Annotated in this window: 25 protein-coding genes; 11 read left to right on the top strand and 14 right to left on the bottom strand. The window is 70.6% G+C overall.

The window, feature by feature from the left end:
- Positions 1-19 precede the first annotated feature (19 nt).
- The 7 genes from ACFY1L_RS24565 to rsmI all read right to left on the bottom strand — a co-directional run bounded on the left by ACFY1L_RS24565 (position 20) and on the right by rsmI (position 6,969).
- On the bottom strand, positions 20-799 hold the full coding sequence (locus tag ACFY1L_RS24565; RefSeq protein ID WP_388828060.1) for an MHYT domain-containing protein: 780 nt from the start codon (positions 797-799) through the stop codon (positions 20-22).
- A gap of 243 nt (positions 800-1,042) precedes the next feature.
- Complete coding sequence (locus tag ACFY1L_RS24560; protein ID WP_388828058.1) at positions 1,043-1,942, bottom strand: 4-(cytidine 5'-diphospho)-2-C-methyl-D-erythritol kinase; 900 nt, start codon at positions 1,940-1,942, stop codon at positions 1,043-1,045.
- Positions 1,939-2,814 carry a 16S rRNA (adenine(1518)-N(6)/adenine(1519)-N(6))-dimethyltransferase RsmA gene (gene rsmA, locus ACFY1L_RS24555; protein ID WP_388828055.1) on the bottom strand — a complete coding sequence of 292 codons (876 nt, stop codon included), beginning with the start codon at positions 2,812-2,814 and terminating at the stop codon, positions 1,939-1,941. The genes ACFY1L_RS24560 and rsmA overlap by 4 nt, the downstream gene beginning before the upstream one ends.
- Before the next feature lie 81 nt (positions 2,815-2,895).
- Entirely contained in the window at positions 2,896-4,350 is a 1,455-nt protein-coding gene (locus ACFY1L_RS24550) for a ubiquitin-like domain-containing protein (RefSeq protein ID WP_388828052.1), read from the bottom strand.
- 165 nt (positions 4,351-4,515) lie between these two features.
- A complete protein-coding gene (locus tag ACFY1L_RS24545) occupies positions 4,516-5,397 on the bottom strand; it encodes a TatD family hydrolase (protein ID WP_388828049.1) in 882 nt (293 codons plus the stop codon).
- 45 nt (positions 5,398-5,442) lie between these two features.
- Positions 5,443-5,862, bottom strand: coding sequence for a hypothetical protein (locus ACFY1L_RS24540; RefSeq protein WP_388828047.1), 420 nt, complete (start codon positions 5,860-5,862; stop codon positions 5,443-5,445).
- 246 nt (positions 5,863-6,108) lie between these two features.
- Positions 6,109-6,969, bottom strand: coding sequence for a 16S rRNA (cytidine(1402)-2'-O)-methyltransferase (gene rsmI, locus ACFY1L_RS24535; protein WP_388828045.1), 861 nt, complete (start codon positions 6,967-6,969; stop codon positions 6,109-6,111).
- Positions 6,970-7,066: 97 nt separating this feature from the next.
- On the opposite strand from rsmI, the gene ACFY1L_RS24530 reads away from it, so the two are divergent.
- From ACFY1L_RS24530 to ACFY1L_RS24520, 3 genes are all read left to right on the top strand, one after another.
- Entirely contained in the window at positions 7,067-8,809 is a 1,743-nt protein-coding gene (locus ACFY1L_RS24530) for a dolichyl-phosphate-mannose--protein mannosyltransferase (RefSeq protein ID WP_388828042.1), read from the top strand.
- A 154-nt stretch (positions 8,810-8,963) separates the two neighbouring features.
- On the top strand, positions 8,964-10,595 hold the full coding sequence (locus ACFY1L_RS24525; RefSeq protein WP_388828040.1) for a penicillin-binding transpeptidase domain-containing protein: 1,632 nt from the start codon (positions 8,964-8,966) through the stop codon (positions 10,593-10,595).
- Positions 10,596-10,694: 99 nt separating this feature from the next.
- Positions 10,695-12,368 (top strand): penicillin-binding transpeptidase domain-containing protein, encoded by a 1,674-nt coding sequence (locus ACFY1L_RS24520; protein ID WP_388828037.1) that lies wholly within the window; start codon positions 10,695-10,697, stop codon positions 12,366-12,368.
- On the opposite strand, the gene ACFY1L_RS24515 is transcribed toward ACFY1L_RS24520, so the two are convergent.
- Positions 12,369-12,734 carry an SsgA family sporulation/cell division regulator gene (locus ACFY1L_RS24515; RefSeq protein ID WP_388828034.1) on the bottom strand — a complete coding sequence of 122 codons (366 nt, stop codon included), beginning with the start codon at positions 12,732-12,734 and terminating at the stop codon, positions 12,369-12,371.
- A gap of 183 nt (positions 12,735-12,917) precedes the next feature.
- Here ACFY1L_RS24515 and ACFY1L_RS24510 point away from each other — a divergent pair, with 183 nt between their 5' ends.
- From ACFY1L_RS24510 to ACFY1L_RS24485, 6 genes are all read left to right on the top strand, one after another.
- A complete protein-coding gene (locus ACFY1L_RS24510; protein WP_388828031.1) occupies positions 12,918-13,964 on the top strand; it encodes an energy-coupling factor ABC transporter permease in 1,047 nt (348 codons plus the stop codon).
- A gap of 1 nt (position 13,965) precedes the next feature.
- Positions 13,966-14,727: a cobalt ECF transporter T component CbiQ gene (gene cbiQ / locus ACFY1L_RS24505; RefSeq protein WP_388828029.1), complete on the top strand. Its 762-nt coding sequence runs from the start codon at positions 13,966-13,968 to the stop codon at positions 14,725-14,727.
- Positions 14,715-15,476, top strand: coding sequence for an energy-coupling factor ABC transporter ATP-binding protein (locus ACFY1L_RS24500; RefSeq protein WP_388828026.1), 762 nt, complete (start codon positions 14,715-14,717; stop codon positions 15,474-15,476). The genes cbiQ and ACFY1L_RS24500 overlap by 13 nt, the downstream gene beginning before the upstream one ends.
- Positions 15,473-15,943, top strand: a complete 471-nt coding sequence (locus tag ACFY1L_RS24495) for a MarR family winged helix-turn-helix transcriptional regulator (protein ID WP_388828023.1) — start codon at positions 15,473-15,475, stop codon at positions 15,941-15,943. The genes ACFY1L_RS24500 and ACFY1L_RS24495 overlap by 4 nt, the downstream gene beginning before the upstream one ends.
- Positions 15,944-16,059: 116 nt before the next feature.
- The gene (locus ACFY1L_RS24490) at positions 16,060-16,506 is read left to right on the top strand and encodes an organic hydroperoxide resistance protein (protein ID WP_388828405.1); all 447 of its coding nucleotides are present in this window, start codon (positions 16,060-16,062) and stop codon (positions 16,504-16,506) included.
- A gap of 74 nt (positions 16,507-16,580) precedes the next feature.
- Positions 16,581-17,744, top strand: a complete 1,164-nt coding sequence (locus tag ACFY1L_RS24485) for a serine hydrolase domain-containing protein (protein ID WP_388828020.1) — start codon at positions 16,581-16,583, stop codon at positions 17,742-17,744.
- 3 nt (positions 17,745-17,747) lie between these two features.
- Here the strand turns inward: ACFY1L_RS24485 and ACFY1L_RS24480 are convergent, their stop codons facing one another.
- Positions 17,748-18,023, bottom strand: coding sequence for a DUF1876 domain-containing protein (locus ACFY1L_RS24480; RefSeq protein ID WP_388828017.1), 276 nt, complete (start codon positions 18,021-18,023; stop codon positions 17,748-17,750).
- Positions 18,024-18,175: 152 nt separating this feature from the next.
- Between ACFY1L_RS24480 and ACFY1L_RS24475 the strand changes: the two genes are divergently transcribed.
- Complete coding sequence (locus ACFY1L_RS24475; RefSeq protein WP_388828014.1) at positions 18,176-18,580, top strand: RidA family protein; 405 nt, start codon at positions 18,176-18,178, stop codon at positions 18,578-18,580.
- Between the two features lie 3 nt (positions 18,581-18,583).
- On the opposite strand, the gene ACFY1L_RS24470 is transcribed toward ACFY1L_RS24475, so the two are convergent.
- The 4 genes from ACFY1L_RS24470 to ACFY1L_RS24455 are packed head-to-tail and all read right to left on the bottom strand — an operon-like array spanning position 18,584 to position 20,967.
- Entirely contained in the window at positions 18,584-19,429 is an 846-nt protein-coding gene (locus tag ACFY1L_RS24470) for an EamA family transporter (protein WP_388828011.1), read from the bottom strand.
- Positions 19,426-19,923 carry a YbaK/EbsC family protein gene (locus tag ACFY1L_RS24465; RefSeq protein WP_388828008.1) on the bottom strand — a complete coding sequence of 166 codons (498 nt, stop codon included), beginning with the start codon at positions 19,921-19,923 and terminating at the stop codon, positions 19,426-19,428. The genes ACFY1L_RS24470 and ACFY1L_RS24465 overlap by 4 nt, the downstream gene beginning before the upstream one ends.
- Positions 19,924-19,933: 10 nt before the next feature.
- Positions 19,934-20,125 (bottom strand): DUF397 domain-containing protein, encoded by a 192-nt coding sequence (locus ACFY1L_RS24460; protein WP_388828005.1) that lies wholly within the window; start codon positions 20,123-20,125, stop codon positions 19,934-19,936.
- Entirely contained in the window at positions 20,122-20,967 is an 846-nt protein-coding gene (locus ACFY1L_RS24455) for a helix-turn-helix transcriptional regulator (protein ID WP_388828003.1), read from the bottom strand. Before ACFY1L_RS24455 ends, ACFY1L_RS24460 begins: the two co-directional genes overlap by 4 nt.
- A 136-nt stretch (positions 20,968-21,103) precedes the next feature.
- Here ACFY1L_RS24455 and ACFY1L_RS24450 point away from each other — a divergent pair, with 136 nt between their 5' ends.
- Positions 21,104-21,535: an ATP-binding protein gene (locus ACFY1L_RS24450; RefSeq protein ID WP_388828000.1), complete on the top strand. Its 432-nt coding sequence runs from the start codon at positions 21,104-21,106 to the stop codon at positions 21,533-21,535.
- A 7-nt stretch (positions 21,536-21,542) separates the two neighbouring features.
- Here the strand turns inward: ACFY1L_RS24450 and ACFY1L_RS24445 are convergent, their stop codons facing one another.
- Entirely contained in the window at positions 21,543-21,938 is a 396-nt protein-coding gene (locus tag ACFY1L_RS24445) for a hypothetical protein (protein ID WP_388827997.1), read from the bottom strand.
- Between the last annotated feature and the right edge of the window lie 143 nt (positions 21,939-22,081).

Here is a 22,081-nt window from a genome sequence, read left to right as displayed (position 1 = left end):
CAGCCGACCGCGGCACCACCTACGCCGTAGTGAGCTCGACCTCACGCAGCAGCTCCGCGGCAGCAGAGTTCTCATGACGCTTCCCGGTCGGCGACAGCGCAACGTACGCCGAGGCCAGGAAGAGGAACGAACCCAGCACCACGGCCAGCGGAAAGATGAACTCGGTCGGCGTAGCCCCGGGCAACCCCGCACTGCTCGGGGCCAGATCGATACTCACGGCATACATCGCGGTGTAGTGCATGCTGCTCACCGCGAGCCCCATGACCAGCGCGGCAAGACCGGCGAGCACAGGTCCCCGAACGACCAGCGTCAGCGCCAACGCGGCGGTCGCGGCGACGACCGCGATCGCCACGGATGCGATCACGAGCGCAGGGTCGTAGTCGACCTGGCCGTGGAGATTGAGCGCGGCCATGCCGGTGTAGTGCATGGCAGCCACACCGACGCCGGTGCCGAGTCCGCCGAACACGACCGACATCACGCGCGAACGCCCGTACCCGGCGGTGAAGACGCCGGCCGCGACCACGCCGATGGACATCAGCAGGCTGAGCACGGTGAGCGGGACGTCGTAGCGGATCGGGGTGCCCTCGACGCCGAAGCCCAGCATCGCGATGAAGTGCATGGTCCAGATGCCGGAGCCGATGGCGACGGAGGCGAGGACCAGCCAGTTCCGTTTGGAGGTGCCGTCCGCCTCCAACGCCCTGACGGTGCAGCGCAGTCCGAGCGCCGAACCGACGCAGGCCATCGCATAGGACAGGACGGGGGTGACCCATCCGGCACTGAAGTGATTCATGTGTCCCATGGGAGATTCCTCTCGGGAGTACCACCGGTAACGAGGCCGGGGTCGGCTGATAATGACAGCCGTTTCTCTGGGACATCGGGGATGAAAAACACCAACAGGGTGATTGCTGAACATTAAATTACTGTGGCGTAGGTAACACCTCGACCGCACATTCATGCAGGTCAGGCGGACGCCAGGAGGAGGCGGGCACCACTTGTGGGTCAAGTGGCCCCCGCCATGGGCGAGTTGACCGGGGGGCTCTTTCTAGCCGCCGATCACCGTCGCGCCCGGCGCCGGGCCCAGTGCCGTGCGCACCGTCCGGCAGGTACCCGAAGTCCGCAGCGCCTCGGCCACCTTGGCCGCCGACTCGGCGTCCCGGGCGAGGAAAGCGGTTGTCGGGCCCGAACCGGAGACCAGCGCGGCCAGGGCGCCGACGTCACGGCCCGCGGCGAGGGTGTCCGCGAGCTCCGGGAAGAGCGAAAGGGCGGCGGGCTGCAGGTCGTTGGAGACGGCGGCGGCGAGCGCGTCCGGGTCGCCCGTCGCGAGGGCGTCGAGGAGTTTCTCGGAGGCGACCGGCTCGGGGACGTCGAGGCCCTCGGCGAGCCGGTCGAACTCCCGGAACACGGCCGGCGTCGACAGCCCGCGCCCGGCCATCGCGAACACCCAGTGGAAGGTGCCGCCGACCTCCAGCGTGCGCAGCTGCTCACCGCGTCCGGTACCCAGGGCCGCCCCGCCCACCAGGCTGAACGGCACGTCGCTGCCCAACTCGGCGCAGATGGCGAGGAGTTCGGCCCTCGAGGCGCCCGCCCCCCACAGGGTGTTGCAGGCCAGCAGCGCACCAGCGCCGTCCGCGCTGCCGCCCGCCATGCCGCCGGCGACCGGGATGTCCTTGGTGATGTGGATGTGCACGGCGGGCTCGATGCCCCGCCGCTCGGCGAGCGCCACGGCCGCCCGCACCGCCAGGTTCGTACGGTCCAGGGGCACCTGGTCGGCGTCCGAACCCTCGCAGGTGACCCGCAGTTCGTCGGCCGGCGTCACGGTCACCTCGTCGTAGAGGCCGACCGCGAGGAAGACGTTGGCCAGGTCGTGGAACCCGTCGGGCCGGGCGGCGCCCACCGCGAGCTGGACGTTGACCTTGGCGGGGACGCGGACGGTGACGCTCACTGCTGACCCGGCTCCTTGTTCTCGGCGATGCGGGCGAACTCCTCGACGGTCAGCGCTTCGCCGCGGGCCTGCGGTGACACCCCGGCGGCTACCAGGGCGGCCTCCGCGGCGGCCGCCGACCCGGCCCACCCGGCGAGCGCGGCCCGCAACGTCTTGCGGCGCTGGGCGAAGGCCGCGTCGACCACGGCGAACACCTCGCGCCTGGAGGCGGTCGTCTTGAGCGGCTCGGCCCTGCGGACCAGCGAGACGAGCCCGCTGTCGACGTTCGGTGCGGGCCAGAAGACGGTGCGGCCGATGGCGCCGGCCCGCTTGACCTCGGCGTACCAATTGGCCTTCACGGACGGGACGCCGTACACCTTCGAACCGGGCGCGGCAGCGAGGCGGTCGGCGACCTCCGCCTGGACCATGACCAGGGTGCGCTCGATGCTCGGGAAGGTCTCGAGCATGTGCAGCAGGACGGGCACGGCGACGTTGTACGGCAGGTTCGCCACCAGTGCGGTCGGGGCCGGGCCCGGCAGTTCGGCGACGTGCATCGCGTCGGAGTGGACCAGCGCGAAGCGGTCGGCGCGCTCGGGCATGCGGGCGGCGATCGTGGCGGGCAGCGCCCCCGCGAGCACGTCGTCGATCTCGACGGCGGTGACGCGGTCGGCGACCTCCAGCAGCGCCAGCGTGAGAGAGCCGAGCCCCGGGCCGACCTCGACCACCACGTCGTCCGGGCGGACGTCGGCGGTGCGGACGATACGGCGGACGGTGTTCGCGTCGATCACGAAGTTCTGACCGCGCTGCTTGGTGGGACGCACACCGAGGGCCGCCGCGAGTTCACGGACGTCGGCGGGCCCTAGGAGGGCGTCTGGGGCGGGGCTGCTGCTCACGGCGACAAGGGTACGGGGCGCCGCGAAGTGCTCCGCCGGATGCGCCGCGATATGCATCGGGTGTCTGCGGCACCGTCCTGCTCACTTGTGCAGCCGGGCCCCGCAGTGCGGCCAGGGGCTGGTGCCCCGGCGGACGTAGAGCTTCTTCGCGCGCTTCGTCTGCTCGGCGGCCGGTGCGTCCTGCGGGCGGCCGCTGCCGCCGAGGCTCTGCCAGGTGCGGGTGTCGAACTGGTACAGCCCGCCGTAGGTGCCGGACGCGTCGACGGCGCCCGGGCGCCCGCCCGACTCGCAGGCCGCGAGGCCCTTCCAGTTGAGGCCGTCGGCGTCGTGCGTGGACGGCGGCACCGGCTTGGTGCCGACCTTCACGATCTCGCTCTGCGGCTCGCGCACCACCTCGTCGTCGGTCAGGCGCGGCTTCTGCTTGACGCCGTTGACGGTGCGCAGGGAGAACGTGACCCGCCGCAGCCCCGCCTGTCCGGCCCGCTCGACCACCTCCATCCCCTCGAACAGCGAGTCGTCCTTCGTCCGTTCCACCTCGAACGGGATCACCTCCTCACGGACCTCCCTGCTGCCGGTGACCCGCAGCACGGTGACCGTCTGGCCGTCGCGCGGGAAGCTGTCCGGGGGGACGGAGGTGGTGTCCTCGCCGCGCAGGATGACGCCGGCCTCCTCGACGACCTCGCGCACGGTGGCCGCATTGGTGCGGACCCTGCGCGAGCGGCCGTCGGCCATGACCGTCACCGAGCGTTCGGTGCGGACGTCGAGCGCGAGTCCGGCGCGTCCGATGGGCTGCGAGCGCGAGGTCGACAGGTACGCGCCCTCGGCACGCACCCCCAGCTGTTCGAGCGCCCCCTGCACGGTGTGCGCCGTCGTCCACACCTCGCGCGGGTGCCCGTCGAGCGTGAGCCGCACGGGGCGGCCGTAGCGGACCGCGACCTCGTCGCCGCTGGCGAGCGCCATGTCGCGGGCGGGCGCCACCACGTCGTGCCGCCCCACCTCCACGCCCTCCTGCGCGAGCAGCTCGGTCACGTCGTCCGCGAAGGTGTGCAGGGTGCGCGGCTTGCCGTCGACGTTCAGCTCGACCGCCTTGTCCTTGGCGACGAACGCGGTGGTGCCGCCCGCGAGGAACGCCACGACCAGCGCCTGCGGCAGCAGCCGGCGCACGGAACCGTCGGAACGCTCGGCGGCCCGGGCCCGGCGACGACGCGCGCCCCGCCGCCCCGCTCCGGCGCGCGCCCCGTCCGCGGGCGCCACCGCGCCCGCCTCCTCCGCACTACCGGCCTGCCGCGGGAGCACGGGTTCGCGTACCTCGGAGGTCTCGGAAGCGCCGGTGGCCACGGACACCACGGGCCCCACGGAGGTCTCGTAAGCGGGCCGGTACGTGTCCTCGTACGGCACGGGCGACGCGGGCACGCCGTACGCCAGCGTGTGCGCGGTGTGCACGTCGAAGCCGTCGTACGCCGGTGGCCGGTGGGCCGGGCCGTACGGCTCGTACTCCTCGTACGCCTCATACGTCTCGTACTGCGAGTTGCTCACGCCGACACGCTCCAGGGGCCGAGGGGTCCAACGGGGTCCGGATCGGGCCACCAGAACCTAGCGGAGCGCGTATCACTCTCCAAAGCGGCACGGCTACGCACAGTCGCGACCGGGCCCGAGATGGACCCCGGCGAGCGTTATCGGTCGTTTATGAACGACGCACTCTCAGTAGCCGAAGGCGCGGGCCGTGTTCGCCGCGAGGGCCGTCGCCAGCGCGTCCTCGTCGATGCCGCGCACGGCGGCCATCGCGCGCACCGTGACCGGAATGAGATACGGGGCGTTGGGCCGTCCGCGGTACGGCGCCGGTGTCAGGAAGGGCGCGTCGGTCTCCACGAGGACCAGTTCCAGAGGTGCCACGGCGAGCGCGTCCCGCAGGTTCTGGGCGTTCTTGAAGGTGACGTTGCCGGCGAAGGACATGAAGTATCCGGCGCGGGCGCAGATCTCCGCCATCTCGGCGTCCCCGGAGTAGCAGTGGAAGACGGTGCGCTCGGGGGCGCCCTCCTCCTTCAGCACGCGCAGCACGTCCGCGTGGGCGTCGCGGTCGTGGATGACCAGGGCCTTGCCGTGCCGCTTGGCGATCTCGATGTGGGCGCGGAAGGAGGCCTCCTGCGCCTCCTTGCCCTCGGGGCCGGTGCGGAAGTAGTCCAGGCCCGTCTCGCCGACGCCCTTGACCTGGGCAAGCGCGGCCAGGCGGTCGATCTCGTCGAGCGCCTCGTCGAGCGCCGCCGTGCCCCCCGGCTCGCGCGCCCCCTGCCGCGACCAGCCGTCGGGGTCGCCGTGCACGATGCGCGGCGCCTCGTTGGGGTGGAGGGCGACGGTCGCGTGGACGGCGTCGTACAGTCCCGCCGTCTCGGCGGCCCACTGCGATCCCCTCACGTCACAGCCGACCTGCACGACCGTCGTCACGCCCACCGAGGCGGCCTTCGCGAGCCCCTCCTGCACCGTGCCGGACTGCATGTCGAGGTGGGTGTGGGAGTCGGCGACGGGCACCCGGAGGGGTTCCGGGAGCGGCGGCGCCGCGTTCTTGGCGGGCTCGTTCGAAGGCATGCCCCGATCCTACGAAAGGGGCATGCCCCGCGGATTCGGGAGCTGTCAGCTCGCCTTGCGCTGGAACGGATGCAGCAGATCGGACAGATGCCAGTGGTGGTGGCCGTCCTTGGCCCCGGTGACCTCGGCGCCCGACTCGGGCGCGTCGACCGGCCCGCCCTGCGCCGGCGTCCGGTGCTGGGACCTGTGGGCCGCGTCGCGCACCGACGAGACCTGCCCCGGCCGCATGATCCGTACGACGTGGCTGTCGCAGTTCTGGCAGGTCGGCCTGGACAGCGGAGACGGAACGACCTGGCCGTCCGCCACATACATGACGAACTCGTGGCCCTCGGCGTCGTGGTGGTGCTCTATCTCGTACGACTGCTCCCAGCCGCTGCCGCAACGCATGCAGGCGAAGGAATACGACTCGTGCACGACTGCGGTCGCCGCGCCACGGGGCCCGGTCTGCCCTGCGATCTCGCTCATGCCAGCTCCTCTTGATCTGCTGGACAAAGGGACGGGTGCGTCCCTTCAACCAGTGGACGCCTGCGCCGGAGCGAATGCATCAGGCCTGTCGACTGTTGGAGTCGTTTTGGACTTTCCTTGCCATACCACCCCCGCAGGCGGGCTGTTCGCTTTGCTTTGCACGACAGCCCTTTGCCTCCCCGTGGGGCGCATGCTCAGGAGAGATGCGCCCTGCTCAGAGGGGGTGTGGCCCACTTCACGAAAGCCTCACGAACCACCCGCAGAAGCGGCGTTCTTCGCGGCCACAACCGCGTCGAAGACCTCCCTCTTTGGCAGCCCGGCCTCCGCCGCAACCGCCGCAATGGCCTCCTTGCGCCGCTCCCCCGCCTCCTCGCGCACACGCACCCGCCGTACCAGTTCGGCGGCGTCGAGCTCATCGGGTCCCTTCTCGGGCGCCCCCTCGACGACGACGGTGATCTCACCGCGCACACCCTCGGCGGCCCAGGCGGCCAGCTCACCGAGCCCGCCCCGCTTGACCTCCTCGTAGGTCTTGGTCAGCTCCCGGCAGACGGCGGCCCGCCGGTCGGCGCCGAACACCTCGGCCATGGCGGCGAGGGTGTCGTCGAGCCGGTGCGGGGCCTCGAAGTAGACGAGGGTCCGGCGCTCCCCGGCGACCTCCCTCAGGCGCGTCAGCCGCTCCCCCGCCTTGCGCGGCAGGAACCCCTCGAAGCAGAACCGGTCCACGGGCAGCCCGGACAGCGCGAGCGCGGTGAGCACGGCGGACGGGCCGGGCACGGCGGTGACGCGGACGTCCTTCTCCACGGCGGCGGCGACCAGCCGGTACCCGGGGTCCGACACCGACGGCATCCCGGCATCGGTGACGAGCAGCACACGCGCACCGCCGACGAGCTCCTCGACCAGTTCGGGCGTACGGGCCGACTCGTTCCCTTCGAAGTACGACACCACCCGCCCCTTGGGCGTCACGCCCAGCGCCTGCGTCAGGCGCCGCAGCCTGCGCGTGTCCTCGGCGGCCACGACATCCGCCCCGGCCAGCTCCTCCGCCAGCCGAGGGGGCGCGTCCGCGATGTCGCCGATGGGGGTGCCTGCGAGTACGAGGGTTCCGGTCACGCCCCCCATCCTCCCAGGGGCCGTCGGAAGGGAACGCATCCGAACCCTTACCGCCCATGCACGGGACTCACACAGAACGGTTCCCTACGATGGCGCGGTGACCAGTACCGCGTCCTCCCCGGACACCCGGCAAGGCCAGAGCATGCAGGACCAGCGGCCGTCGTGGCAGCAGCGGCTGCGCCGTTTCGGATACACGGCGGAGCCGAGAAGCGACGTCCGCGAGCGCCTGGTGCCGCCGTATGTCCGGCCCAGCACACGGTTGTGGCAGGTGCTCGGGGTGCCGCCGGTGCTCGCCGACCGGATCACGCGCTGGTCGGCCTGGGTCGGTCCGCTGCTGATCACGCTGATGGCGGGCGTCATGCGGTTCTGGAACCTGGGCAGCCCGAGGTCGGTGATATTCGACGAGACGTACTACGCCAAGGACGCCTGGGCGCTCGTCCACCGCGGCTTCGAGGTCAACTGGGACAAGAACGCCAACGACCTGATCCTGCAGACGCACGGTCACGTCACGATCCCGGCGGACGCGGCGTACGTCGTGCATCCGCCGGTCGGCAAGTACGTCATCGGGCTCGGCGAGCTGATGTTCGGGTTCAACCCGTTCGGCTGGCGGTTCATGACGGCACTGCTCGGCACGCTCTCCGTCCTGATGCTGTGCCGTATCGGCCGCCGCCTGTTCCGCTCCGCCTTCCTCGGCTGCCTGGCGGGCGCGCTGATGGCGGTGGACGGCCTGCACTTCGTCATGAGCCGCACCTCGCTGCTCGACGGCGTACTGATGTTCTTCGTGCTGGCCGCGTTCGGCTGCCTGGTGATCGACCGGGACAGGACACGCGAGAAACTCGCGGCCGCGCTGCCCGTCGACTCGGACGGCCGGGCCCGCCCGGACGTGCACGCGGCGGAGACGACCCGCTTCGGATGGCGCCCCTGGCGCTGGCTCGCGGGCCTGATGCTCGGCCTCGCGATCGGCACCAAGTGGAACGGCCTGTACATCCTGGCCGCGTTCTGCGTGATGGCGCTGTTCTGGGACATCGGCTCGCGCAAGGTCGCGGGCGCCCACAACCCGTACGCGGCGGTCCTCAGGCGCGACACGGGCATCACGTTCCTGGCCACCGTCCCGGTCGCGGTCGTCACCTACCTCGCCTCCTGGACCGGCTGGATCCTCTCCCCCACCAACGGCTCCGGCGGCTACTTCCGCAACTGGGCCGCCACCGACGGCAAGGGCGGCAGCTGGACCTGGCTGTTCCCCGACTGGTGGCGCAGCCTGTGGCACTACGAGCACGAGGTCTACAAGTTCCACGTCGGCCTGCACTCGCCGCACACGTACATGTCCAACCCCTGGAGCTGGATCGTCGACGGCCGCCCGGTCTCGTTCTTCTACGAGTCCCCCTCGCCCGGCACGGACGGCTGCCCCGTCGACGCGGGCCAGAAGTGCGCCCGCGAGGTCCTCGCCATCGGCACCCCGCTGCTGTGGTGGGCGGCCGGCTTCGCGATCCTCTACGTCCTGTGGCGCTGGCTGTTCCGCCGCGACTGGCGCGCGGGCGCCATCGCCTGCGCCATCGCGGCCGGCTACCTCCCCTGGTTCATGTACCAGGAACGCACGATCTTCTTCTTCTACGCCGTCGTCTTCGTGCCGTTCCTGTGCCTGGCCGTGGCGATGATGCTCGGCGCGATCATCGGGCCACCGGGGTCGAGCGACACCCGCCGCGTGGCCGGCGCGACCGGCGCGGGCGTCCTGGTCCTGCTGATCGCCTGGAACTTCATCTACTTCTGGCCCCTGTACACCGGCACGGCGATCCCGATCGACGACTGGCGCTCACGCATGTGGCTGGACACCTGGGTCTAGTCCGGCGGAAGCTCCCGCTGCTCGTCTCTCTTCGGACAACAAACGGAAACTCCCGTCACAGAGAGCCCTCATCCCGCATACAGTGCGAAGCACGAACGGCTTTTCTGAACGCGTTCAGAAGACGCGTGGAAGGCTCACGGGAGGGGTTCGCAGGATGGGCAAGGGGGTCAAGGCCACCGTCATCGGCAGCGTTTTCGCCGTGATGGTGGGCGGCGCCGGATACGGGGCGTACAACATCGTGTCCGCGCTCAACGACGACGGCGGGGGTTCGGGGGCGGCCGGGTCGGCGTCCGTGAAGACCGGGCCGCCGAGCAAGGACGAGATCAAGGAGACGTCGGCCAAGTTCTTCGCGGCCTGGGAGAAGGGGCAGGCGGCGACCGCGGCGACGTACACGAACAACGACGGGGCGGCCGAACCGCTGCTCACGGCCTACGGCGAGGCCGCGCACATAAAGGGCGTGAAGATCACGCCGGGTGCGGCGAGCGGCGCGACGATTCCGTTCACGGTGAAGGCAACGGTGTCGTACGAGGGGAAGTCCAAGCCCCTCGCATACGAGAGCAAGTTGACGATCGTGCGCGGGAAGACCACCGGGCGGGCGCTGGTCGACTGGCAGCCGTCCGTCGTCCATCCGCAGCTGCAGAAGGGCGACACGCTCGTCACCGGCGAGGCGGCGGATCCGCCGATCGAGGCCGTGGACCGCAATGACGTCGTGCTGACCAAGGCGAAGTACCCCTCGCTCGGGCCGATCCTGGACGAGCTGCGGGCCAAGTACGGCGACACCGCGGGCGGCACCCCCGGCATCGAGCTGTCGATCCGGCACCAGGCCGAGGGCTCGGCCGACACCTCGCTGCTGACGCTCGCCAAGGGCAAGGCCGGCAGGCTGCGCACCACGCTCAGCGCGAGCGTGCAGGCGGCGGCCGAGACCGCGGTGAAGAAGTACGCCGAGTCGTCCGTGGTGGCCGTGAAGCCGAGCACCGGTGAGGTGCTGGCGGTCGCCAACCACCGCGACGACGCCTTCAACGCGGCGTTCCTGGGCAAGCTCGCGCCCGGCTCCACGATGAAGATCCTCAGCGCGGCCACGCTCATCGACAACAAGATCACGAGCATGAACGGCCCGGCGCCCTGCCCGAACGAGGCGGTGTGGCAGAGCCAGACCTTCCACAACCTCAAGAACATGCCCCCGAACGAGAAGGCCACCCTCGCCGACAGCTTCGCCCGCTCCTGCAACACGGCCTTCGTGAAGTACGCGGACGAGGTGAAGGTCGACTCCCTCACCAAGGAGGCCGAGGACCACTTCGGGCTCGGGCAGGACAACTGGAAGACCGGCATCCCGTCCTTCGACGGCTCGGTCCCGGCCTCCGGCGGCCCGGACACGGCGGCGAACCTGATCGGCCAGGGCGAGGTGCAGATGAGCCCGCTGAACATGGCGTCGGTCACGGCGACCGCGATGACGGGCCGCTTCCGGCAGCCGGTCATCGTCTCGCCCAAGCTGGACGACCGCGAACTCGCCACCGCCGAGGGCCTGTCCGCGAGTACGGTCGCGCAGCTGCGCGCGATGATGAACCGCACCGCGACCAGTGGCACCGCGGCCGGCGTGATGAGGGGCCTCGGCGGCAGCATCGGCGCGAAGACCGGTTCCGCCGAGGTCGACGGGCAGTCCAAGTCCAACAGCTGGTTCACGGGTTACCGCAACGACATCGCGGCGGCGGCCATGACCCAGGACGGCGGCCACGGCATTGACGCGGCCGGCCCGATTGTCGCAGCTGTGCTACGAACAGGAGGCTGAAGTCACCCGTTGAGGACGGGACTCTAGGCTGTTGCCGTCGTTGATTGGGATGCATGAGGGCAACGGGGACCCTGGGGACACCGCGAAGGAACGGGAACTGTGGGCAACAGAAGGCGCGTCGCCGAGCGACGGAAGACCAGGCCCGCCGTGGTCGGCGGGATGATCGCCGTGGTGGTCGTCGGCGCGGGCTTCGGCGTCTACGCGCTGACCGGCGGCTCGGCGGCCGACGACCGGACGTCGGCCACGTCCTCGTCCGGTGACAACAAGCCCAAGGTCAAGACCGGGCCGCTGTCGGCGAAAGAGGTCCAGTCGGCGTCCACGACGTTCCTCACGTCCTGGCAGACGGGCAAGGTGACGCAGGCGGCCGCCGTCACGAGCGACTCGACGGCGGCCACCGCCCTGCTCACCGGCTACACCAAGGACGCCCACATCAAGGACGTCACGCTCACCGCCGGCACCCGCACCGGCGACAAGGTCCCCTTCTCCGTCAAGGGCACCGTCTCCTACAAGGGCACCACCAAGCCGCTCGCGTACGAGAGTTCGCTGACGGTCGTGCGGAACAAGGAGACCGGAAAGCCGCAGGTCGACTGGCACTCCTCGGTCGTCCACCCCGACCTCAAGGACGGCGACACCCTGGTCACCGGCGAGTCCGGCACCCCGCCGGTCAAGGCGTACGACCGTGACGGCGGCGAGCTGACCACCGCGAAGTACGCCTCGCTGGGCCCGGTCCTCGACGGCCTGCGCGAGAAGTACGGCAAGACCGCAGGCGGCAAGGCGGGCATCGAGCTCCAGGTGGTGCGGGGCAAGGCCTCCCAGAAGGCGAAGCTGTCCGACAAGACACTGCTCACGATGAGCAAGGGCACGCCGGGCAAGGTGAAGACGACGCTGAGCCCGACGTTCCAGGCCGCGGCCGAGCGGCAGGTCGCCGCGAAGGCACGGTCCTCGGTCGTCGTGATCCGTCCGTCGACCGGCGAGATCCTGGCCGTGGCGAACAACAGCCGCAGCTTCAACGTGGCGTTCCAGGGCTCCCTGGCCCCCGGCTCCACGATGAAGGTCGTGACGTCGACGATGCTGTTCGAGAAGGGGCTCGTCAAACCGGACCAGTCGCACCCCTGCCCCAAGACGTACAAGCTCGCGGGCTGGACGTTCCACAACGACGACGACTCCGAGATCAAGCAGGGCTCGTTCAAGCTGGCCTTCGGGGCCTCCTGCAACAACGCCTTCATCAACTTCGCGCCGAAGCTGTCCAACAGCGACCTGACGAAGGAGGCCCAGCAGGTCTACGGCCTCGGCCTCAACAACTGGGCCATCGGCGTCCCGACCTTCGACGGCTCGATCCCGGTGCAGAGCGGCGCGCAGATGGGCGCCTCGCTGATCGGGCAGGGCGGGGTGCGCATGAACCCGCTGAACATGGCCTCGGTGTCGGCGACCGTCGAGTCGGGCGTCTTCCGCCAGCCGTACCTGGTCTCCCCCGACGTGGACCACCGCACGCTGGCGAAGGCCTCGCGCACCATGTCGGCGCAGACGCAGGGCTGGCTGAAGGAGGTCATGCGGTACACGGCGGGCTACGGCACGGCGTCCAAGGCGATGTCCGGGGTCTACGGCGACGTCGGCGCCAAGACCGGCTCCGCGGAGGTCGACGGCCAGAAGAAGCCGAACGGCTGGTTCACCGCCTACCGCGGCGACCTCGCGGCCGCGGGCGTCGTCCAGGCGGGCGGCCACGGCGGCGACACGGCGGGCCCGATCGTGGCGGCACTGCTGAAGATGGGCTGATCAGCGGCCGACCGGCGCCGTCGCCATGTAGGTGCGGCGCAGGAACCGCAGCAGGGCCTTGCTCTCGAACTGCACCACCGAGACGCCCTGGGCCGAGTGGAACTCGACGACGGCCTGCACCCGCCCGCACGGCCAGACGCGGACCTCACCGGTGCCGGCCGGAGCGCGCAGGCCCTGCTCGAGGAGTGATCGCGAGAACGTCCACTCGTGCATCCCGTCGTGCGTCTGCGTCCCGGGAAGTCCGACCCGCACCGAGCGGGGGTCGGCCTCGGGGTCGTAGCGCAGAACCACGGGTATGGTCTCGTCCTCGGGGATGTCGGCGTCCGTGACGATGTGGGCTCGTGCGTACTGTTCGACTGAATACATCGTGACGGACCTCTCACGCTGCGTCATCTGTGTGGAAGCTGTGCGTCCACCCCTCTCCAATGTCCCATATTTTCCGGATCACGCCCCCTGGCGTAGGACAACTCACATCCGCGACGAACTGTGCACGGTGCACGAGGCCCTGGCTCTTGCAAAGAGTTCGCAACAAGCCTCTATCATCGAACGGTGCATGTGCCTGACGGATTCATCAACGCTCCCGCCTCCGCCGTGACCGGAGTCGTCGCCGCGGGTGCCATCGCCGTGAGCCTGCGCGGCGCCCGCCGCGAGCTGGACGAACGCACCGCGCCGCTGGCCGGCCTGGTGGCGGCGTTCATCTTCGCCGTGCAGATGCTGAACTTCCCCGTCGCGGCGGGGACCAGCGGACATCTGCTGGGCGGGGCGCTGGCGGCGATCCTTGTCGGCCCTTGCACCGGGGTCCTGTGCGTGTCCGTGGTCCTGCTCATGCAGGGGATTCTGTTCGCGGACGGCGGGCTGACCGCGCTCGGCGTGAACATCACCGACATGGCGATCGTCACGACGGTCGTCGGGTACGCGGTCTTCCGTGGCCTGGTGAAGGTGCTCCCGCGGAGGCACCGCTCCGTGACGGTCGCCTCCTTCGTGGCCGCGCTCGTCTCCGTCCCGGCCGCCGCGGTCGCGTTCACCTTCCTCTACGCCGTAGGCGGCACCACCGACATCGCCATCGGCAAGGTCGCCACCGCGATGATCGGCGTGCACGTCCTGATCGGCATCGGCGAGGCGGCGATCACCGCACTGACGGTCGGCGCGGTCATCGCCGTACGCCCGGATCTCGTGTACGGCGCGCGGGGCCTGGAGCAGAAGCTCAAGCTGCGGGTGAACGGCGAGCTCGTCGACGTGCCGTCGGCGCCCGCGCCCGTCGCGGCACGCACCTCCCGCCGCGGCCTGTGGATCACCGGCCTCGTGACCTCCGTCGTCCTCGCCGGGTTCGTCAGCTTCTACGCCTCCTCGAACCCCGACGGCCTGGAGAAGGTCGCCCGCGACAAGGGCATCGACCGCAATGTGGAGAAGCACGCCTCGGCCGACTCCCCGCTCGCCGACTACGGGGTCAAGGACGTCGAGAACGCCCGCCTGTCCGGGGGGCTGGCGGGCGTGATCGGCGTCGGCGTGACCGTCGTCGCGGGCAGCACGGTGTTCTGGGCGGTGCGCAGGCGTCGTACGACCGAAGTGTCGCCCGCGAACACGAGCGCGGTCTGACATGGGGGCCGGGCACGCGCACAGGCTGTACCGGCACGGGCACTCGCCCGTGCACGCCCTGCCGCCGCACACCAAGCTCGCCGCCGCGTTCGGCTTCGTGGTGGTCGTGGTGTCGACGCCGCGGGAGGCGATGTGGGCGTTCGGCCTGTACGCCGTGCTGCTGGGCGTCGTCGCGTATGTCGCGCGCGTGCCCGCCGGTTTCCTGCTGAAGCGGCTGCTGATCGAGGTGCCGTTCGTCGCGTTCGCGGTGCTGATGCCGTTCGTGGCGGAGGGCGAGCGGGTGGACGTCCTGGGCCTGTCGCTGAGCGTGAACGGCCTGTGGGGCGCGTGGAACGTCCTCGCGAAGGGCACGCTGGGCGTCGCCGCGTCGGTGCTGCTCGCCTCTACCACCGAACTGCGCGAACTCCTGCTGGGGCTGCAGCGGTTGAAGCTCCCGCCGCTGCTCGTCCAGATCGCGTCCTTCATGATCCGCTACGGCGATGTCATCACGGACGAGATGCGGCGGATGCGGATCGCGCGGGAGTCCCGGGGCTTCGAGGCGCGGGGCGTCAGGCACTGGGGTGTGCTCGCGAAGTCCGCCGGGGCCCTCTTCATCCGCTCCTACGAGCGCGGGGAGCGCGTGCATCTGGCCATGGTCAGCCGTGGTTACGCCGGTTCGATGCCGGTGATCGACGAGGTGACCGCGTCCCGGGCGCAGTGGTCGTACGCCCTCGCGCTGCCCGTCGCCGCCCTCGTCGTCTGCCTGCTGGGATGGACCCTGTGAGTACTGCTTCGCTCGAGGTCTCCGGCCTCGCCTTCGCCTACCCCGACGGCCACCAGGCCCTGTTCGGCGTCGACTTCACGATCGGGCGCGGTGAACGGGTCGCGCTGCTCGGCCCGAACGGCGCCGGCAAGACGACCCTGGTCCTGCACCTCAACGGCATCCTGACCGGCGGCGCGGGCACCGTCACGGTCGCCGGACTGCCCGTCGGCAAGCGGCACATGGCGGAGATCCGGCGCAAGGTCGGCATCGTCTTCCAGGACCCGGACGACCAGCTGTTCATGCCGACGGTCCGCGAGGACGTGGCGTTCGGACCGGCGGCGGCCGGGCTGAAGGGCCCGGAGCTGGAGGCTCGGGTCGACCGGGCGCTGGCGCAGGTCGGTATGGCGGAGTTCAAGGAACGCCCCCCGCACCACCTCTCCTTCGGCCAGCGCCGCCGGGTCGCCGTCGCGACCGTCCTCGCCATGGAACCGGAGATCCTCGTCCTGGACGAGCCCTCCTCCAACCTCGACCCGGCCTCCCGTCGTGAACTGGCCGACATCCTGCGCTCGTTGGACGTCACCGTCCTGATGGTCACGCACGACCTGCCGTACGCCCTGGAGCTGTGCCCGCGCTCGCTCATCCTGAGCGAGGGCGTGATCGCGGCGGACGGCAAGACGGGCGAACTTCTCTCCGACGAAGCGATGATGCGCGCCCACCGCCTGGAGCTGCCGTTCGGCTTCGATCCGCGTTCCGTGACAATGGGCGCGTGACGAACGAGAAGCCCGCGGACGACAGTGCCTCGCTGCTGCTGGACCAGCAGCTGTGCTTCGCGCTGTACGCCGCCCAGCGCGCGGTGACGGCCGCATACCGCCCGCTTCTCGACGAGCTGGGCCTCACCTACCCCCAGTACCTCGTCCTGCTGGTGCTCTGGGAGCGCGGCGAGACGACGGTCAAGGAGCTGGCAGCCGCCCTGCGGCTCGACTACGGCACCGTCTCCCCGCTGCTGAAGCGGCTGGAGGCGGCGGGACTGGTGCGGCGGGAGCGGTCGGCGCGGGACGAGCGCTCGGTGCTCGTCGCGGTCACCGGGCGCGGGGAGAAGCTGCGGGAACGCGCTCAGTGCGTACCGGCCTCGCTGCTTGCGGCGGCGGAACTCGCGGAGCCGGAGGTGGTCCGGTTGCGCGAGGAGTTGTGGCGGCTGACGCGAAAGGCGGAAGCCGCGGCCGACCGGACCCGCTGATCTCGGGTTACCCGCGGTCGCTACCCCCTGGTAACAGCTGCTGACCTACCGGCCAGTACCTTGTGCACGATGTACTTGTGCGCATTCGTTTTGGGGGGCAGCCAGCCATGAGCGCCATGAGCGACGACACCGCCGTCGACACCCGACCGTCGAAGATCATGTACGTCGCCGAGGCGACCGCACACGGCGGCCGGGACGGCTATGTCACCAGTCAGGACGGGCAGATCGAGCTGCAGGTCGCGATGCCGCCGGAGCTCGGCGGCGACGGCAACGGCACCAATCCCGAGCAGCTCTTCGCGGCGGGCTACAGCTCCTGCTTCCACAACGCCCTGGTGCTGGTCGGCCGCCGGGCCGGCTTCGACCTCACCGGCTCCACGGTCTCCGCGAAGGTCGGCATCGGCCCCAACAAGCAGCGCGGCTACGGCCTCGCGGTCGCCCTCAGTGTCTCCCTCCCCGTCCTCGACCCGGACATCGCGGCGAAGCTGGTGGACGCCGCCCACGAGGTCTGCCCGTACTCGAACGCGACCCGCGGCAACATCGACGTAACGATCCTGTTGGGGTAGCGACACCCGGGAATCGCAGGCTGTACGGGGGTGTTGCCCCCACAGTCGCAGGTGTACCGGAGGGAAGTGCGGGCGTGGACGTGAACGGCGCAGTCGCCGACGGCTTCGAGCCGGTCAGGGAAGCGTTCGTGCGGAACTTCGAGGTGCTCGGGGACCGGGGGGCGGCCGTCGCCGTCTACCGGGACGGGCGCAAGGTCGTGGACCTGTGGGGCGGTGCGCAGGACGTCGACGGCACCGAGCCCTGGCAGCACGGCACCGCCCAGATCGTGCGCTCGGCGACCAAGGGCGTCGCAGCCGCCGTACTCCTGCTGCTGAGCCAGCGCGGGGAGCTGGACCTGGACGCACCGGTCGGGGACTACTGGCCGGAGTTCAAGGCGGCCGGCAAGGAGCGGACGCGGGTGTGGCATCTGCTCGCGCACCGCACCGGCGTGCCCGTGCTGGACCGCCCCCTCACGCCCGCCGAGGCCGCGGACCCCGACCTCGGTGCCGCGGCGGTCGCGGCGCAGGCGCCGGTGTGGGAGCCGGGCACGGACCACGGGTACCACGCGCAGACGTACAGCTGGCTGACCGGCGAGCTGGTGCGGCGGATCACCGGGCGCGGTATCGGTGAGTGGATCGCCGACGAGATCGCCGGTCCGGTCGGGGCCGACTTCCGGCTAGGGCTGCCGTACGCCGAGCAGGCGCGCGTCGGCCGGGTCGCCCAGCTCGACGACCCCCCGGTGGACCCCCACGGCCTCCGCACCCGCCCCAAGCGGGCGGTCTCCGAGGCCTACGCCGATCCCGCCTCCCTCACCCGCCGCGCCTTCGCCGCGATCACGCCGCTGCCCGACGAGAACGACCCGGCCTACCGCGCCGCCGCCCTCCCCGCCTCCAACGGCATCGCGACAGCCGAGGGACTCGCCCGCTTCTACGCATCGCTGATCGGCGAAGTGGACGGCGGGACACGCCTGTTCACGCCGGAGACGATGGAGCTGGCCCGCGCCGAGCGCAGCGCGGGACCGGACCGCGTGCTGGTGGTGAACACACGGTTCGGCCTCGGCTACATGCTGCACGGAGCGGCCTCCCCGCTCCTGTCCCCCACCTCCTTCGGCCACCCGGGCCGCGGCGGCGCCCTCGGCTTCGCCGACCCCGACTCCGGCATCGCCTTCGGCTATGTGACGAACGGCTTCCGCAAGAGCGTGACGGCGGATCCGCGGGCGCAGGCGCTGGTGCGGGCCGTAAGCACATCCGTCAGGTGACGCTCATACGTTGATCGGGTGCGAGGTCCGGCCGGAGGCCGAGTCGATCTCGCCGTGCGCCTTGGTGAGCAGCTGCATGGCGAGTTCGTTCAGCGCCCGTGCGCCGGCGATCTCCTCGCCCACCCTCGGCTGATTGGAGTCGGTGTGGTGGCGGCTGGCGTGCCCGTGGGCCCGTACCTCGGTCCCGTCGGACAGGCGCACCATCGCGACCGCCCGCGTGTGCGTTTCGTCCTCCTGGAACTCCATCTCAACGTGCCATCCCACGACGGTCTTCGTCATGACGATCACCTCCGGAACACCTGCTTCCAGGGTGCTCCTCGAAGGACGCGAACGCACCACTGGACGGCGCAGTGGCCGGTGGAACGCACGACGGAATGAACGGCGGAATGGACGGCGGAATGGACGGGGCGGGCCGGGACGTTCGACGGTTCATGACGCCCGACCAGCGCACCATTACCAACCCGCCCGCCCTCCACGACCCGACGCCGTTCGGCTACAGCCACGCCGTCTCGGCGCCCGGCCAACTCGTCTTCATCGGCGGCCAGTACGCCTCCGACGCGACGGGCGCGCCCGTGCCGGGCGACTTCGCCGCGCAGGTGGACCTGGCCTTCGACCGGCTGCGGCAGGCGCTGGAGGGGGTGGGCCTCGGCTACGAGCACGTCGTACGGCTGGGCACGTTCATCGTGGACCACGACCTCGCCAAGCTGGAGGTCCTCGGCAAGGCACTGCACGCCCGCTTCGGGGACCGCCTGCCGGCGCAGACGCTGAGCGGCGTCGCCTCGCTCGCGCTGCCGGGGATGCTGTTCGAGGTGGACGCGGTGGCGGTACGGCCGTAGCGCCTACCCGGCGTGCAGCATCAGCCCGATGCCGACCACCAGCAGCCCCGCCGCGGCGATCCTCGGTGCTCCGAACCGTTCCTTGAAGAAGACGGCGCCTATCGCCGCGCCCACGATGATCGACGACTCGCGCAGGGCCGCGATCGGGGCGAGCTCCGCTTTCGTCTGGGCCCAGAGGACCAGGCCGTACGCCAGCACGGACAGCGCGGCGCCCAGGAGCCCCAGGGCCGCGAACGGCCTCAGCGTAGGCACCAGTTGGCCGCGCCACCGGTAGGCCGCGAACGCCGGGATCGCCACGCCCTCCACCGCCATCAGCCAGGCGATATAGCCGAGGGACGAGCCGGAGGCGCGTACGCCCAGCCCGTCGACGACCGTGTACCCGGCGATCGTCAGCCCGGTGGCCAGGGCCGCGCCGATCGCGGCCCAGTTCGGGCGGCTGCCGCGCAGCCCCCACAGCGCGACGCCGGTCAGTCCCGCGCAGGACACCGCGATGCCCGCCGCGGCCCAGCCGTCCGGCACCTCGTGAGCGAAGAGGGCGGCGAGGAGGGTGACCACCAGAGGCGCGGTGCCGCGGGCGATCGGGTACGCCTGGCCGAAGTCGCCGAGCCGGAACGACCGCATGAGCAGTACGTAGTACGCGACGTGGATGAGGGCGGAGCCGATGAGATACGGCCACGCGGCGGCCGCCGGGAACGCCACGAACGGCACCATGGCCAGCCCGATGAGCATGCCGCCGCCGGCGATCAGGGTGAAGCCGACCAGCTTGTCCGTGATCTGGTGGGCGATCGCGTTCCAGCTGGCGTGCGTGACCGCGGCGAACAGGACGGCGGCGGCGACCAGCGGCGTCACGAGGTGTGCTCGCGCACGTCGACGAGGGCGGCACCGGCGTGGGCGACGAGGTCCTTGGGCTCCATGGGGAACACGGCGTGCGGGTGCCCGGCCGCGGCCCACACGACGTCGTGCTCGAGCAGCGAACGGTCCGCGAGGACCCGGGTTTTCGTACGGTGCCCGAAGGGCGGCACACCTCCGATGGCGTACCCGGTCGTCTCCCGTACGACGTCCGCCTTGGCCCGCGTCACCTTCTCGGCGCCGAGTTCCTGCCGGACCCGCTCGACGTCCACGCGGGACGCCCCGTCCATGAGCACCAACACCGGGACGCCGTCGGCCGCGAAGATCAGCGACTTGCAGATCTGACTCAGTTCGCACCCGATCGCGGCGGCGGCCTCGACGGCGGTGCGGGTCGCGTCCGGGAATCGGCGGATACGGTCGTTCAGCTCACCGAGGCCCAGCTCCCGCAGGGCGTCGGCGAAACGGGGGTGGGCTCCGGAGTCAGCAGGCGTCATGCCCGGCAGGTTAGCTGCCGGATACAAACGTCACGAACGAATTCCAGGTGGTGGGGGTGACGGTGAGGTGGGGGGTTTGGGGGGCCGTCTTGGAGTCGCGGATGTGGATGGTGGTGGGGGCTACCGCAACCTCGACGCAGTCGCCGGGCTCGCTGCTGTCGCTGTAGCTGCTCTTGAACCAGCGGAGTTCCGTGGTGCTCATAATCTCCCCAGCACTTGCTCGACGAAGGCTTGCGACTCCCTCGGCGTGAGAGCCTGCGCCCGGATCATCCCATAGCGCAATTCGAGGATCTGAAGATCACGCGGGCCTGAGACCGGACGCCCGTTGAACGCGCCGTCGGAACGCCCGATCGACGTGCCGTCACCGAACTTCAGCACGTCGATCAGCCCCTGCATGCCTGCGTGGTCCTCGCGCTCGGTCGGCATGACCTGGAACGTGACGTTCCTCAACTGCGCCACCTCCAGCAGATGTTCGAGCTGTCGGCGCAACACCATCTTCCCGCCGATCGGCCGCTCCAGCGTCACCTGTTCCTGGACAAAGCCGAGCGTCGGGGCCGGGTCCCGTTCGAAGATCGCCTTACGAGACATGCGGGCCGCCGTTTCGCGTTCGACCACGGCGGACGACAGCGCCGGCTGGTGCGTCTCGAACAGCGCCTTCGCGTACTCCGGCGTCTGCAACAGGCCGTGGATGTTGTGGTTGCGGTAGAGGAGCACCTCGACCGCCCGCTCCTCCAGATCCGCCAACTCCCGCACCTTCTTCGGGTAGCGGGCCTTGCGCATGTCCTCGCCGAACGACGTGAGGTGCCCTTGCGCATTGAGGACCCGATCCGCCCGGTCCAGGAACTCGGGTCGCGGAATCCGCACCCCGCGCTCGATCTTGCGGATCATGTCCTCGCCGTAGCCCATGATTTCAGCGAGCTCGGCGACCCTCATCTCCTTCGCCTCGCGGCACACCCTCAGCAGCCGGCCCACGGCCTGGACCAACGGCGCAATCTCATCCCCGGGCTCGACATCCCAACCGGCCTCGTCCGCAACCTCGTTCATGCCCACCTCCAACGCGCTGTCGTACCCGTACAACCCCCGAGACAGCCGAGACAGCGCAGGACAAAGCCGGGACAGTCACGCTACGTACAAGGGCGATCACTCACCCAGAGAACCAGAACCCGCCACTCTGAGTGACATGAATCAAGGAACCACCGAGATCCACCGCCAACTCGAGAACCCCATCCGCAACTTCACGGTCCTCCTGTCCCCCACACCCCGCGGCGCCCGCCTCGCCCACCTCCTCGCCGCGGAGCAACTCCGCACCTGGGAACTGCCGTTGGAGAAGGCAACACAGATCGTGGCCGAGCTGGCGGCCAACGCGGCGACGCACGGGCGGGTACCGGGAAGGGACTTCCGCGTGACCCTCTACGTCGTCGCCGACACCCTCCGCATCGAGGTGACCGACACCCGGGGCGACCACCTCCCCCGCCTCACACCGGCCGCCCCGGACGCCGAGTCGGGCCGCGGCCTGCTCCTGGTGGACGCCCTCGCGGACCGGTGGGGCGTGGCGGCGGGGCCGTATCCACGCAAGACGGTGTGGGCGGAGCTGACGGTGCGTTCTCCTTGAGGGGACCTCACTCTGCGCGTGGGAGCCACGCCTGCGCCCGCTGCCTCCGCCCCGCCACGAGACCGCCCGCCGCGCCCAGGGAGACCAGGCCCATCATCGCGGCGGCGACGATGCCCTTGATGCCGTCCATCGTGAAGTACATGGCCGCGGCCGTGGCGCCGTTGAAGAGGAACAGGAACCAGAGCGTGCCCGGGCGGCCCAGGAACGCCTTGATCTTCGGCTTCTTCGCGATCCGCGTGCCCGCGAGCAGCGCGACGACCGTTCCGACGCCGGTGGCGATGTTCTTCTGGGTGCTGTCGTCGACCACGGCACCCGCGCCCGCGCTCACGGCGAGACCGCCGGCGAAGCAGGTCCACAGGACGAGGTCGGTGACGAACTTCTTGACGGCGGCGACGGCAGACATGGCAGAGCCCTTCCGGGACTGGGATTCGGGGATTCGGGGTCTTTTCGACCCGTCCTCAACGATCCCGTCCGGCGCCCTGCGCAACGAGAGAGCGGCCTCCCGAAGCGATGGTGTAGCGCACTACACCATGCAGCTCGGGAGGC

This window comes from Streptomyces sp. NPDC001663, from assembly GCF_042893105.1.
Lineage (GTDB): Bacteria > Actinomycetota > Actinomycetes > Streptomycetales > Streptomycetaceae > Streptomyces.
This window is presented reverse-complemented; position numbering and strand designations above follow the sequence as displayed.

What these genes read in the sequence shown, in the direction of transcription:
- ACFY1L_RS24565 (WP_388828060.1), bottom strand. Translation starts at nt 799, where the DNA reads ATGGGACACATGAATCACTTCAGTGCCGGATGGGTCACCCCCGTCCTG.
- ACFY1L_RS24545 (WP_388828049.1), bottom strand. Translation starts at nt 5,397, where the DNA reads ATGCCTTCGAACGAGCCCGCCAAGAACGCGGCGCCGCCGCTCCCGGAA.
- ACFY1L_RS24540 (WP_388828047.1), bottom strand. Translation starts at nt 5,862, where the DNA reads ATGAGCGAGATCGCAGGGCAGACCGGGCCCCGTGGCGCGGCGACCGCA.
- ACFY1L_RS24525 (WP_388828040.1), top strand. Translation starts at nt 8,964, where the DNA reads ATGGGCAAGGGGGTCAAGGCCACCGTCATCGGCAGCGTTTTCGCCGTG.
- ACFY1L_RS24515 (WP_388828034.1), bottom strand. Translation starts at nt 12,734, where the DNA reads ATGTATTCAGTCGAACAGTACGCACGAGCCCACATCGTCACGGACGCC.
- cbiQ (WP_388828029.1), top strand. Translation starts at nt 13,966, where the DNA reads ATGGGGGCCGGGCACGCGCACAGGCTGTACCGGCACGGGCACTCGCCC.
- ACFY1L_RS24500 (WP_388828026.1), top strand. Translation starts at nt 14,715, where the DNA reads ATGGACCCTGTGAGTACTGCTTCGCTCGAGGTCTCCGGCCTCGCCTTC.
- ACFY1L_RS24490 (WP_388828405.1), top strand. Translation starts at nt 16,060, where the DNA reads ATGAGCGACGACACCGCCGTCGACACCCGACCGTCGAAGATCATGTAC.
- ACFY1L_RS24480 (WP_388828017.1), bottom strand. Translation starts at nt 18,023, where the DNA reads ATGACGAAGACCGTCGTGGGATGGCACGTTGAGATGGAGTTCCAGGAG.
- ACFY1L_RS24475 (WP_388828014.1), top strand. Translation starts at nt 18,176, where the DNA reads ATGACGCCCGACCAGCGCACCATTACCAACCCGCCCGCCCTCCACGAC.
- ACFY1L_RS24465 (WP_388828008.1), bottom strand. Translation starts at nt 19,923, where the DNA reads ATGACGCCTGCTGACTCCGGAGCCCACCCCCGTTTCGCCGACGCCCTG.
- ACFY1L_RS24460 (WP_388828005.1), bottom strand. Translation starts at nt 20,125, where the DNA reads ATGAGCACCACGGAACTCCGCTGGTTCAAGAGCAGCTACAGCGACAGC.
- ACFY1L_RS24455 (WP_388828003.1), bottom strand. Translation starts at nt 20,967, where the DNA reads ATGAACGAGGTTGCGGACGAGGCCGGTTGGGATGTCGAGCCCGGGGAT.
- ACFY1L_RS24450 (WP_388828000.1), top strand. Translation starts at nt 21,104, where the DNA reads ATGAATCAAGGAACCACCGAGATCCACCGCCAACTCGAGAACCCCATC.
- ACFY1L_RS24445 (WP_388827997.1), bottom strand. Translation starts at nt 21,938, where the DNA reads ATGTCTGCCGTCGCCGCCGTCAAGAAGTTCGTCACCGACCTCGTCCTG.